Genomic DNA, 13,590 nt, shown 5'->3' with positions numbered 1-13,590 from the left:
CCCATATTGGGACTTTTATAATACATACACGGGAAAAATAATGATAAATACAAAATTAACGCCGCTCGCGCTTGTGATTGCAAGCCTGAGCGCACCTGCTTCTGCCAACCTAATCATCTCTGAATACGTTGAAGGAAGCTCTAACAATAAAGCGGTAGAGCTTTACAACACTTCTGGTGCTGAGCTATCGCTTGACGGTTACACCATCTCTTTATACTCAAATGGTAACGGCGATCTAGCAGACCCTAATAACAGCTTAGCTTTAACCGGTACTCTTGCAGCAAACGCAACTTACGTTATTGTTAATGCAAGCTCTGCAGATGAGTTAAAAGCCAACGCGGACACTGAATCAACAATCACTTATTTCAACGGTGATGACGCATTAGTGCTAACTAAAGACGGTGCAATTGTTGATAGCTTTGGTCAACTGGGCGTAGATCCAGGTTCAGCATGGGATGAAGGCGGCGTTTCAACACAAAATAAAACACTTCGCCGTAAAGCTACAATCACCTCAGGCCGTACTGATGCAACCTCAGCGTTTAACCCAAGCGATGAGTGGGAGCAATTCGACCAAGACGATTTCAGCAATATAGGTCAATATGGTGAGAGCACAGAGCCAACGCCTGAGCCAGAGCCAGTCACTCCTCTTGAGTGTGGTGCAGAAAAAACCTTAATCAGCACAATTCAAGGTGAAGGCGGCGACAGCCCGCTTATAGACACTGAAGTAGAAGTTGAAGGTGTTGTTACGGCTGACTTCCAAGGTGATGATCAACTAAAAGGCTTCTTCATTAGCTCACTTGCTGCTGATATTGATGAAAACCCACTTACTTCTGAAGGTGTATTCGTTTATTTCGCAGATACCGACGTTGCTGTTGGTGACCATGTGCGTGTTAAAGGTAGCGTGGCTGAATACTACAGCGCAACACAACTAGGCGATGTTAGCCAAGTTGAGATCTGTGCGACAGGTTTATCTACTGACGCAACCGCTATCACTTTACCTGTTGCTGACGTGGCAGACCTTGAAGCTTACGAAGGTATGTTAGTGACCATAGATCAACCTTTAGTCGTTAATAACAACTACGGTCTTGGTCGCTATGGTGAAGTTGACTTAGGTACTGAGCGTTTATACCAAGGTACTCAAGTTGCACTACCAGGTGATGCAGCAAATGCTGTTGAAACTGAAAACCTGAAAAAACAAATCTTAATCGACGATGGTTCAACAAAGCAAAACCTTGATCCTATTGCCTACCCAGGTACGGGCCTTGATGCCTATAACACGTTACGTTTAGGCGATACTGTTAATACGATTACGGGTGTAATGGGTTACAGCTTCGACCGTTACCGTATTCACCCAACAGTACAACCTGAATTCACTGCAACTAACCCTCGTACAGATGCTCCAGAGCTTAACGAAGATGCAGACCTACGTGTTGCAAGCTTCAATGTATTAAACTATTTCAATGGTGATGGCCAAGGCGCAGGCTTCCCTACTAGCCGTGGTGCTGATAGCGAAGAAGAGCTGATTCGCCAAGAAGCTAAATTAGTTAGCGCAATTACAGCTATTAACGCTGATGTTATTGGCTTAATGGAAATCGAAAATGACGGTTTCGGTGAAAATAGCGCTATTGCTAGCTTAGTATCTGCACTTAATGATGAAGATGCAGAAAATACCTACGCATTTGTTGATTTCGGTGTTGACCAAATTGGTACTGATGCAATCACAACAGCACTGATTTATCGATCAAATAAAGTATCTGAAGTTGGTAAGGCTGCTCATACTACAGTAGAACCTTTCGATTACAGTAATCGCCCGCCAATTGCACAAAGCTTCCAATCTCTTGAAAGCGAAGAAATCTTCACTGTTGCCGTTGCCCATCTAAAATCTAAAGGCGGCTGTGGTAGCGCTGAAGGTAATAATGCTGACTTAGGCGATGGTCAAGCATGTTGGAATGAAATCCGTGTTGCGGGTGCAAATGCATATGCTGATTGGTTAGCAACTTACCCAACTGAAGTTGAAGATGAAGATATCATCCTAGTCGGTGATATGAACGCTTATGCGATGGAAGATCCTATCCGTGCATTTGCAGATAAAGGTCTGAAGAGTGCGGTTGCAGAACTAGACGGCGACACATTAGGTTACTCTTATAGCTTCTCTGGCCGCATTGGTAGCCTTGACCACGCACTAGTCTCTGAATCTATGCTTGCTAAAGTTGTCGCTGCTACGGATTGGCATATCAATGCCGATGAGCCAATCAGCCTAGACTACAACCTTGAGTATAAGTCATCGACACAACAAGCTAGCCTATACTCTGACAATGCATACCGCGCATCTGATCACGACCCAGTGATTGTTGATATTCAATCTGCAGAGCCTATTCCTGCAGAGCAGGCACCAGTAATCGAAGCGAGTCAATCATTCGAAATCGTAGAAAATAGTGAAATTGGCGCTGTGATTGGCCAACTAGTTTTCTCTGATGGTGATGCTGATTACACCCCTGTAGTAAGCTTTAGCATTGAAGGTGAGCATGCTGATGCGATTGCAATTAGTGCTGCAGGTGAAATCACAGTGGCTAAAGAGCTAGACTTCGAAGAAGAAGACAAGCTTACGCTGATGATCCGTGCAGAAGATAGCGCAGGTAACCTATCAGAAGCACAACTGCTATACATCAACATCACAAACGATGAAGCTGATGATGAAGTAGAAGATGTAGCTGAAGAAGTTGAAGAAGAAACAGAAGAAGAGTCAAAAGACGATGATTCTGGTTCATTTGCTTGGTTAAGCTTACTTGCTTTACCATTTGCACTTCGTCGTCGTATGAAAAAATAAACGACACTGCATATGAATAAGGCCGCATTTCGCGGCCTTTTTTATTTCAGTTCACTTAATTTAGCATTATTGAGGCTTGCTAGTATTAGGCTTTACATTGCAGATTAGGCTTTATGGCACAACCTGCTTTTGACTTATAGAGCTTAGCAATGTCAATCTGTTGCAGCTCATCAATCTGCCAGTTCATAAACTGGTGTGTTTTACCATTCGCTAAGGTAATTTTAAATACTGTGATGAATGCCATTGGGTTAAATTCAACAGTGACAATATCTTCAGCGTTGATGTAACGCTTACCTAATCCTCGCGAATAACAAATCCCCGCCTTGTAACAGTGTAAGAAGCGCAGTTCTAAAAAATTTAATAGAGTAATAAATAGCAGAACAGGCAACAATAGCATCAAAATTGATGCTCCTAGCAAAGTAACGCTTAATGCAACAAGAATAGCCAGTGCTATCTTGCTTCCCTGTAGAGTCCAATTAGGACTTAACTTAATCGTTTTCATGAGTATATTTCTATAGTTGTAATATTTAATAAGCAGACGTTTAATACAAAATGATTAAAAAATCATTCGGGCGCCATTTTACATAGACTAAAAAAGGTACACAAGGTACAAAAAAGCACTTTTTTACTAGAACAAAGTAATTAGCCTACAACTTACTAATAAGCTTATATATTTCTTGAAAACTAAATTTGTATTAAAATCGTACAATTTAAGAGCAGCAGCACTTAAATCGTATTAGCTATTTAGAAAATACTTTAAAAGTGCGATATCTGTACCGGTACATTAATAACTCAAAGCTGAATGGTTAATTAACATACAAAGGAAAGAAATGATTACTTTGTAATCGAAAAAATTACGACAATACATTTACGATTTTTAGGCAATAAAAAACCCGCAACAAGTGCGGGTTTTTTTAAAAGAAGTTAAGAAGCTAATTACTTAGCAGCTTTTTTCTCTTTTTCTGCAGCGATTACTGTTTCAGCAACGTTTGCAGGACATGGTGCGTAGTGTGAGAACTCCATAGAGAACTGACCACGACCAGAAGTGATAGTACGTAAGTGGCCGATGTAACCGAACATTTCAGAAAGTGGTACATCACCCTTGATGCGAACGCCCATTGCGCCAGCTTCTTGGTCTTTGATCATACCACGACGACGGTTAAGGTCACCGATTACGTCACCTACGTTGTCTTCCGGAGTGAATACGTCAACTTTCATGATTGGCTCAAGAAGTTGTGCACCCGCTTTAGGGATAGACTGACGGAAAGCGCCTTTAGCAGCGATTTCGAACGCGATTGCTGATGAGTCAACTGCGTGGAAAGCACCGTCGAAAAGCTCAACTTCAACGTCTAATACTGGGAAGCCAGCTAGAACACCTTCTTGCATCATTGATGCGAAGCCTTTCTCAACTGCAGGCCAGAATTCTTTAGGTACGTTACCACCAACAACTGATGAAGAGAACGTGAAGCCTGAGTTTTGCTCGCCTGGCTTGATGCGGTAATCGATCTTACCGAATTGACCAGAACCACCAGATTGTTTCTTATGCGTGTAGCTATCTTCGATTTCTTTCGTGATAGTTTCACGGTAAGCAACCTGAGGTTGACCAACAACTAGGTCTACGCCGTAAGTACGCTTAAGGATATCTACTTTGATATCTAAGTGAAGCTCACCCATACCTTTAAGGATGGTTTCGCCTGAATCTTCGTCAGTTTCAACTTGGAATGAAGGATCTTCTGCAACCATCTTACCGATCGCGATACCCATCTTCTCGTTACCGCCTTTGTCTTTAGGAGCAACAGCGATTGAGATTACTGGATCAGGGAAGATCATCGCTTCAAGTGTACATTCGTGCTTAGGATCACAAAGAGTGTGACCAGTTTGAACGTTCTTCATACCAACAACAGCGATGATGTCACCCGCTTGTGCTTCAGTAAGTTCGTTACGCTCGTCAGCTTGCATCTCAACCATACGGCCGATACGCTCTGTTTTACCAGTTGCTGAGTTAAGGATTGTGTCACCTTTCTTCATGCGACCAGCGTAGATACGGATGAACGTAAGTGCACCGAAACGGTCGTCCATGATTTTGAACGCTAACGCTTTAAGTGGCTCATCTGCAGAAACAGTTGCTACTTCACCAGTAGGCTCACCAGTTTCAGGATCAGTTAGAGGTTGTGGGTCAACTTCTGTAGGCGAAGGTAGGTAATCTACAACCGCGTCTAGTACTAACTGCATACCTTTGTTTTTGAATGCAGAACCACAGTATGTTGGGAAGAACGCAAGATCACGAGTACCTTTACGGATACAACGTTTGATGTCTTCTAGAGAAGGCTCTTCACCTTCCATGTAAGCCATCATTAGGTCTTCGTCTTGCTCAACAGCAGACTCAACAAGCATCTCATGGTATTCATCAACTTTGTCTACCATGTCAGCTGGAACGTCTTGTACTTCGTAGTTTTCAGGAAGACCAGTGTCATCCCAAACGTATGCTTTTTTCTCAAGTACGTCTACAACACCAGTGAATTGGTCTTCGATACCGATTGGTAAAGTCATAACTAGTGGGTTAGCACCAAGTACTTTCTCAACTTGACCAACAACACGGTAGAAATCAGCACCCATACGGTCTAGTTTGTTTACGAAGATTACACGTGCAACTTCTGATTCGTTCGCATAACGCCAGTTAGTTTCTGACTGCGGCTCAACACCACCAGAACCACAGAATACACCGATACCACCGTCTAGTACTTTAAGTGAACGGTATACTTCTACTGTGAAGTCAACGTGTCCCGGAGTATCGATAACGTTTAAGCGGTGGCCTTTCCACTCACAAGTTACAGCTGCTGATTGGATTGTAATACCGCGCTCAGCTTCTTGTTCCATGAAGTCAGTAGTAGACTCACCGTCGTGTACCTCACCAGTCTTATGAATTTTACCCGTAAGCTTAAGGATACGCTCAGTGGTGGTAGTTTTACCCGCGTCAACGTGGGCGAAAATACCAATATTTCTGTACTTCGATAAATCTGCCATTATTTTACTCTTAATAAAGTCGAAAAATTATTCGGCGGGAGTATAGCATTACTTAAAGCGAACATCACCATCGAAGTCGCTTAAAATGCAATCAATTTTATAAAATTTTTCTATGCTCAGGATAAGCGGCACTTTTTAACGTGCCGAACAGTGAATTTATGCTACTAAAATCGCTAATTTAGCACTGGTTTGGCTATTAAATGATGCGATTAGCTGCTTGTCATTTTATAACAGCGCTCAGGTCGCCCGATACTTCCGTAACTCTGATCAGCACTGACTTGCTCAGCTTCAAGCAAGTATTCGAGGTAACGACGGGCTGTTGAGCGGCTTACGCCGACTAAATCACCCATTTGCTGAGCAGTAAAAGCCGTGCCAATATTCGCTCTAAAAGCTTTTAAGATCTTTTGCAAAGTAAGCTGATCCACCCCTTTTGGCAGCCTAACTGGGGCTTTTAACTGTTCTTGCGATCCAAATAAAGTATCGACCATAGATTGGGTTACTTCATCGGCACCTGACAAACATTGTTGCCTTGCTTCAAATCGCGCTAGCGCTTGATCTAAGCGATTTAGCATTAATGGTTTAACTAAGAAGTCACAGGCACCAAGCTGCATGGCTTTTTCCAGTGTTTCTACTTCTTTTGCTGCGGTTAACAGCATTACTTCGCTTTTCATTTCTTCGCGGCGTAATTCATTGAGTAAATCAAGGCCATTACCATCGGGTAAATGAATATCGAGCAAAATTAAATCGGCGTTAATCGCCGATAATAACGCTTTCGCAGTGGCAAGATTGCCTGCAATACCCACAACCTGATATTGCCCCTGACGCAGTGTTTGCCGCGTCCCTTGTTGGCCAGCAACGCCATGAGGAAGTAATAAGTATTGCGCCAATAATTGAGCAACTTCTACTTCGTCTTCAACAATGACAACTGAGTAAGTCATGTTCTTTACCTTTTATTTATAGGCTGATCATTTTTTATTATTTTGGAATGTAGACACTTAAGCGTGCCCCCATTAGATCAGACTCACCTATTTCTAAACTACCACGACACGAATCTAAGTTGGTTTTAACTAAATAAAGGCCGATACCATGCTCAGCCCCTGACTTAGAACTGTATTGTGGTGTAAATATCACATCCTTGTCATCGCCTAAACCAAAACCGCTGTCTTCAACATCAAACAATAATGTTTTGCTGGTTTCATCAACCGTAACACGAACCTTAGGGGTACGTGTATCGCTAGCTCGAATAGCAGCTTCAATTGCGTTATCAATCAAATTGCCAAGTATCGAGACAACCCGTTCAAGCATATCTTTACGGGTGATCGATCCTAATAAGCTATCTGGATTAAGCTCAAGTATCACGTTTAATTCACGGGCTTTATGGTATTTACCAACCAATAAACCTGCTAGTACCGGATCTTGGATCCTTTCGAGTAAATGATGGATCTGCGCTTGCGAGCCTTTACTTTCTTGACCAATTAATTCAATCGCCTGATCCGTTTGCCCCATCTGAATTAACGCACCAATTAAGTTTAGCTTGTTCGAGTAATCATGCGTTTGCACTCGTAATAACTCAGCAAAGGCTTGCACTTTGGTTAATTGCTGCGATAAATATTCAAGCTCATCCGCAGGGCGCATACTCAACAAAATACCATCAGCCTGACCTTGCACTTGCAATGCATATCGCGACAACACAATGCGTTTATCGGCGGCAAATAATTCAAAACCAACAATCGGACGCTGTTGGTTATGCATTAAAAACTCACTATGTTCAGGAAGTAAGTCTGCAAGTTTAAGTGGTTGATGAATACAGCTGGTCGGTTTACCGAGGATTTCGCAGGCACGTTGATTTAAGTTACGTACATTACCTTCAGGATCGAGGGCGATAATGCCGCTACGAACAGTATTCAAAATAGCATCTTGCTCAGAGAACAACCGTGCTATTTCATCAGGCTGTAAACCAAAAATAGCATTACGAACCCGTTGACCAATATACACCGCGGCCAAAATACTTAAACCGACTAACAACAAACCCCAAAGCATAATTTCAGCACTGCGAGCACGAATAAGCGGTTCAATTGATTGCACTAAAAAGCCAACCGATACCAAGCCGATGACTTCGCCTCGCTCTGAGAGCACGGGGACTTTGCCACGAATAGACTCGCCCAAACTTCCTTTTGCAATCGACACATAACGCTCACCACGCAGTGCCGCTTTACTGTCACCACCCACCATCGGCTTACCTAGCTTGTCGGGGTCTGGGTGAACAATGCGGCGGGTATTGTTATCGCCAATCACGATAAAGCTGGCTGCGGTGAGTTCACGAATATGCTCTATTTGCGTATTTAACTCATCAAGCCCTTGCTTGGTTTGCAATGCGTTTTGCACGTCATCCCGTGAGGCAATACTGGTTGCGAGCGCAAGCGCTTTATCACCCATGTGGTTATGTAAGCTTTCTGCAGTGATCTGATACACCAAAGCGCCAAACAATACAGCCTGTAAAACACATAGACCGGTAACCCAAATAATGAGTCGCGTTTCTAAGCGCTTGGGTTTTTTAACCACATGCTGAAATGGGTTTAGCTTATTGGTGTATCTCATATCAGTGCCTTGTTCTACGCATGTTGCTCTGCTTGCGTAGCTGCTTTTTCTTTACGACGTTGGACAATATAGTCTTTCAGTGGGAACAACAACACTAAGATCGAAATCACAAAAATACTCAGTGTTAATGGGCGGTCCCATAAAAAGCTTAGTGAACCATCTGAAATCATCATGGCACGACGGAAGTTTCGCTCAATCATATCACCGAGGATAAAGCCAAGTAATAAAGGCGCCATCGGGAAAGCTAACAAGCGAAGCACCAAGGCCACCAGCGCAAAGCCCACCATCATAAATAAATCAAAGGTGTTAAATGACACTAAGTACACACCAATTAAGCTGAAGAATAAAATCATCACTGTCAGCACAGATTTAGGCATTGCCAACACTTTAGCGAAATATGGGATCAACGGCAGATTCAAAATCAGCAGTACAATATTGCCAAAGTACATACTGACAATGACAGCCCAAAACACGCTTGGGTTTTCTTGCATTAACATAGGGCCCGGCTGAATACCGTAGGCAATTAATGCACCTAGCATAATAGCTGTTGTACCAGAGCCTGGAATACCTAAAGTCAGTAATGGTACAAATGAGCCAGTACAAGCTGCATTATTAGCCGACTCGGGTGCCGCTAAGCCACGCATCGAACCCTTACCAAATTTATCTTTCAGCGCTTTTGGAGCAAGATTACGCTCAGTGGCATAGGCCATAAAGCTGGCAATGGTTGCCCCTGCGCCCGGTAACACACCGACTATAAAACCAAGTAAAGATGAGCGACCAACCACAGGAGCCATGTCTTTTACTTCTTCTTTAGTCAGTTTTGTTGAGCCAATTTTTGGCGTATCAGGATCATCAATTTTTTTATCTGGTTCAGCCTCAGGGCGTGCCACATTAATCAGCGCCTCAGCCAACGCAAACGTTGCCATTGCTACTAATAAAAAGCTAATACCATCTAATAAATCAGCTTGGCCAAAAGTAAAGCGCTCGGTACCTGAAGAGGGATCAATACCTACCGTTGCCAGCATTAAGCCAAATACCGTCATCATCATGGCTTTTAAGAATTGCCCTTTATTAGAGAACGCAGCGATAGCCGTTAAGCCTAAAAACATCAGTACAACATAATCAGGCGATTGGAAACTTAATGACACTTTCGCTAATAATGGCGCAGCCACCATCAATAAAATGGCGCCAATGGTCCCGCCTATAAAGGATGAATAAGCGGCAATCGCAAGGGCTTTACCTGCCTTACCCTGCTTTGCTAGCGGGTAGCCATCAAACGATGACGCTACCGTACCCGCTACACCCGGCGCATTAATCAAAATTGAAGAAGTAGAGCCACCGAATATAGCCCCGTAGTAAACACCGGCCATTAAAATCATGCCCGAATCAGCACCGATGCTGTAAGTTATTGGGATCATCAACGCAATCGCGGTAATTGGGCCAAGGCCCGGTAGCATACCGATGAACGTGCCAACAAAGCAGCCAACAATCACATATAACAAGTTGTTCCAGTCGAGTACGGTCGACAAACCTAACATAATTCCATCAAGCATAACTTAACTCCACAGATTGCCAGGTACTAAGTAAATGCCCAGTACTTGTGTCATTAAAAACCAAAAAACCACGGCCACAGGCACAGACGCAAACAACAACACTGCCTTACGGCGTTCGCCCATGATAAAAAAGCCCGTAATTAAAAATGCACTGGTGGCAATTAAAAAACCGAACGGTTCAAGCATGGCGCTATAAGCAACCATTAAAACCAACAATGCAAAGGTACGTAGTAAGTTGCCCTTACTGAGTAGCTCTGCTTTTTCTGCAGGCGCTTGCTTTAATAAGTTGGCACCAATCGAAAGTACACACACCACGATACCAAATACTGCATACACTTTTGGTAAGGTTGCAGAAGTAACGCTTTCGTACTCTTCAAATGGCATAAGTGGAATTTGCCAAGCCACAAGGGCGTAGAGGGTAAAGAGGACCAAGAATAAACTTGGTCCAATTAGTTCACGGTTTAACATCGTCTAACCTTAGCCTCGGATAAAACCAAGTTCTTTCATTACAACGCGTAATTGCGCTTCTTGCTGCTCAAGCGATTTAATAAACGCTTCTTTTTCTTGAAATAGATTTAGCCAACCATTGCGGGCACGAACCGCTTCCCATTCAGGGGTTTGTTGCAACTTACGTAGTTTTTCTGTGTACTCGGCAAGTTTGTCTGCTGGTAAATCTGGGGTTGCAAAAAAGCCGCGCCAGTTTACGAACTCCATGTCGTAACCTAGCGACTTTAAGGTTGGAATTGCTGGGTAATCTGGCAATTTATCTGCAGAAGTCACCGCTAAAATACGTGCCTGACCACCATTAGCGACTTCGAGTGCTTCACTTAAGCCTGTTGAAAGTAAATTGACCTCACCCGACAGTAAACCAGCTTTCGCTTTACCACCGGCATCGTAAGGAATGTAACGTAATCGACGACCATCAAGACCCGCCGCTTTAACCGCTTGTGCAGCCACTAAGTGATCCATGCTGCCGCGCGCAGAGCCACCTGCTACTTTTACAGAGCCTGGGTCTTTTTTCATTGCATCAATAACGTCTTGCCATGTTTTAAATGGCGAGTCATTACGCACCACAAATGCACCATAATCAGCAATCATGCTGGCAACTGGTGTTAAATCGCGGTAGCTGTAAGGAATTTTGCCTGATAATGCGCGCAGTACGATAGGCGTTGAGTTAACCATCAACATATCGCCTTTTTTAGTGCCCGACTCAATCAAGTAAGCAATTGCACGGCCACCGCCGCCGCCCGACATATTCTGAAACGATGCATTATCTTCAATGCCCGCTTTTACCATTGCTTCACCAACACCACGTGCTGTGGTATCCCAACCGCCGCCTGGGCCACCCGGTACCAAAAAGTGTAAGTTTGCTAATGCCAGTGGGCTGGCTACTAATAATGAAGCTGCTAAAACAGATCTTTTTAATGATTTAAACATAGTCATAATGCACGACTCCTAAAATAAGTACTGCATACGAGCACTGATGCCCATACCTGAATCTTCATCACCTACCAGCGTAGAAGCACCGGCACCATCAACATCGCTGTAAATCAGGTTGCCCATAAATTTGATATCGCTGCTTAGGTAATATGATGTGCCTAATGTATAAGTGGTTACGTCGGTACCTTGCTGTTTGCTGCTAGCGTTCATTTGTGACACACGGGCAACAAGCTCCCATGCATCTTTAATCCCTTTTGGTTGTACAAATAATGCTGAGCCTGCTTTGTAACGGCGCTGCTCACCGCCTAAGAAGTAACTTGCCGATACATGAAAGCCATCAAGACGTTCACCATCAAGCTCGTTGCTACTATCTACCGTATCAAGGTAACGGCTGGCATATTCAGCCTCTAGAGTGAATGCATTCGCTTGGTAGGCAAATTCAAGACCGCTTTGCGACATGCTATTTAGCGCTGCGGTTTCACCACCGACTGCGTAATCCACTAAGCGAACATTGGTTTCACGCACTTCACCACGGGCAAAACGAGCGCTTAAATCATTGTCGCCCATATCACGATAAGAGTGCCAAGCACCTAAATGAATCACATCACCCGGCGCTGCACTAGACCAAGTTAAGCGACCTGTTACAGCCAATGTCAGTTTGTCATCTTCGTCATGGCCCGATGCACCAAACGCATCGTTTTTGTAAACACCCACGGCGTAACGTAAGCCTGAATCTTTAAAGTATTGATAAGCTGAGATACCCCAGCGGAAGAAAGGCGAGAAGGTGTTAGCAAGGGTGCTACGCTCAATGGTATTAATGTGTTTAGAACTGGTTAGCGCATTGAGCGACATGTCTTCACGGATTTTACCGGCTTTTACTTTTAAGCCGTTGTCGAATGCATAACGTACCCGCGCTAACACGATTTCAGCCGTGCCTTCAGAAAATTCGAGTAGTAATTTGTGATCCCAGTTACCATGTTCACTTTCAACATAAGTACGGATACGACGTGGGAAGAAGTCGCTGCCTCCAGCGCCATCATTGTCGGCATTGTAAGCACCGTCGAAATAGTTGTAATCAAGTTGCACGCGACCACCAAATTCTAGGTTGAAGCCGCTAGATGTTTTTAATGAATCCACTTCTTTTTGAAGTGCATCGAGTTGTTGCTGTAGTTGTTCAGTGTCGCTTTGTGCGAATGCTGATGTACTTGCTAACGCCGCTGCAACGGCTAAAGCGAGCTGTGTGTTACTTGCTTTCATGAATTACTCCACACCAGATTATAGTTATTTGTTGTCGTTGATCGGCCTACTGCAAACGGCGATCTGGTCTGGAGCATAGTGTTAACGATAGATTAACGAAATGTTTAGGGGGTAAGTTGCATTGATGATGATAAATGGCTTTTTGTTCATAAAACCCATGAACAAAAAGCACATTACTGGGGGTTAGTATAAAATCTAGGCAAATTAACTGCTTAAAAGTCGCAAAACTAGCTAAAAGTCATCTCAGGAACGTCACCAGAGACAATAAGTTTGCCCTGTGTCTTAGCAATAATCTCATCAACCGAGACACCTGGAGCACGCTCTAATAAATGAAATGCACCGTCTTTAATTTCTAAAAGTGCCAAATCGGTGATCACTTTATTGATACAACCAACGCCCGTTAACGGCAAACTACATTCGGTCAGCAGTTTTGATTCGCCATGCTTGTTGGCATGGGTCATAGTACAAATAATGTTTTTAGCACCGGCTACTAAATCCATCGCACCGCCCATCCCTTTAACCAGCTTTTTCGGGATCATCCAACTAGCTATGTTGCCGTTTTGGTCCACTTCAAACGCACCCAGCACGGTTAAATCAACGTGGCCGCCGCGGATCATGGCAAAGCTTTCTGCGGAGCTAAATATAGCCGCCCCTTTTGCTGCAGTGACCGTTTCTTTACCTGCATTGATCATATCGGCATCAACTTGGTCTGCACTTGGGTATGGCCCCATACCGAGTAAACCATTTTCAGATTGCAGCATCACTTCGATGCCATCAGGGACATAATTAGCAACCAAGGTTGGAATACCTATACCTAAGTTAACGTAGTAACCATCCTGTAGTTCCATCGCCACGCGTTTAGCGATTTGTTCTCGTGATAATGCCATCAGC

Annotated in this window: 10 protein-coding genes; 1 reads left to right on the top strand and 9 read right to left on the bottom strand. The window is 43.7% G+C overall.

Features of this window, described 5'->3' with window-relative positions; translation table 11 throughout:
• Positions 1–40 precede the first annotated feature (40 nt).
• A complete protein-coding gene (locus tag AADY36_RS00665) occupies positions 41–2,827 on the top strand; it encodes an ExeM/NucH family extracellular endonuclease (RefSeq protein WP_342408379.1) in 2,787 nt (928 codons plus the stop codon).
• 85 nt (positions 2,828–2,912) lie between these two features.
• Here the strand turns inward: AADY36_RS00665 and AADY36_RS00660 are convergent, their stop codons facing one another.
• The 9 genes from AADY36_RS00660 to AADY36_RS00620 form a co-directional block, all read right to left on the bottom strand.
• Positions 2,913–3,329 carry a hypothetical protein gene (locus tag AADY36_RS00660; protein WP_150114711.1) on the bottom strand — a complete coding sequence of 139 codons (417 nt, stop codon included), beginning with the start codon at positions 3,327–3,329 and terminating at the stop codon, positions 2,913–2,915.
• A 434-nt stretch (positions 3,330–3,763) separates the two neighbouring features.
• Complete coding sequence (fusA, locus tag AADY36_RS00655; protein ID WP_054562931.1) at positions 3,764–5,851, bottom strand: elongation factor G; 2,088 nt, start codon at positions 5,849–5,851, stop codon at positions 3,764–3,766.
• A gap of 209 nt (positions 5,852–6,060) precedes the next feature.
• Complete coding sequence (locus AADY36_RS00650) at positions 6,061–6,789, bottom strand: response regulator (protein ID WP_342408378.1); 729 nt, start codon at positions 6,787–6,789, stop codon at positions 6,061–6,063.
• A gap of 37 nt (positions 6,790–6,826) precedes the next feature.
• Positions 6,827–8,449: an ATP-binding protein gene (locus tag AADY36_RS00645; RefSeq protein ID WP_054562933.1), complete on the bottom strand. Its 1,623-nt coding sequence runs from the start codon at positions 8,447–8,449 to the stop codon at positions 6,827–6,829.
• A 14-nt stretch (positions 8,450–8,463) separates the two neighbouring features.
• Entirely contained in the window at positions 8,464–10,002 is a 1,539-nt protein-coding gene (locus tag AADY36_RS00640; protein ID WP_054552331.1) for a tripartite tricarboxylate transporter permease, read from the bottom strand.
• A gap of 3 nt (positions 10,003–10,005) precedes the next feature.
• Positions 10,006–10,470, bottom strand: a complete 465-nt coding sequence (locus AADY36_RS00635; protein WP_054562934.1) for a tripartite tricarboxylate transporter TctB family protein — start codon at positions 10,468–10,470, stop codon at positions 10,006–10,008.
• Between the two features lie 9 nt (positions 10,471–10,479).
• Complete coding sequence (locus AADY36_RS00630; RefSeq protein ID WP_370316435.1) at positions 10,480–11,445, bottom strand: Bug family tripartite tricarboxylate transporter substrate binding protein; 966 nt, start codon at positions 11,443–11,445, stop codon at positions 10,480–10,482.
• A 12-nt stretch (positions 11,446–11,457) separates the two neighbouring features.
• Positions 11,458–12,699, bottom strand: a complete 1,242-nt coding sequence (locus tag AADY36_RS00625) for an OprO/OprP family phosphate-selective porin (protein ID WP_055020573.1) — start codon at positions 12,697–12,699, stop codon at positions 11,458–11,460.
• Between the two features lie 227 nt (positions 12,700–12,926).
• Complete coding sequence (locus AADY36_RS00620; protein WP_304636304.1) at positions 12,927–13,586, bottom strand: 3-oxoacid CoA-transferase subunit B; 660 nt, start codon at positions 13,584–13,586, stop codon at positions 12,927–12,929.
• Between the last annotated feature and the right edge of the window lie 4 nt (positions 13,587–13,590).

Source organism: Pseudoalteromonas sp. D15MCD-2 (genome assembly GCF_038562745.1).
In the GTDB taxonomy this organism is placed as follows: domain Bacteria; phylum Pseudomonadota; class Gammaproteobacteria; order Enterobacterales; family Alteromonadaceae; genus Pseudoalteromonas.
Note: the sequence above shows the minus strand (reverse complement) of the source record. Positions and strands in the feature narration are given on the sequence as shown.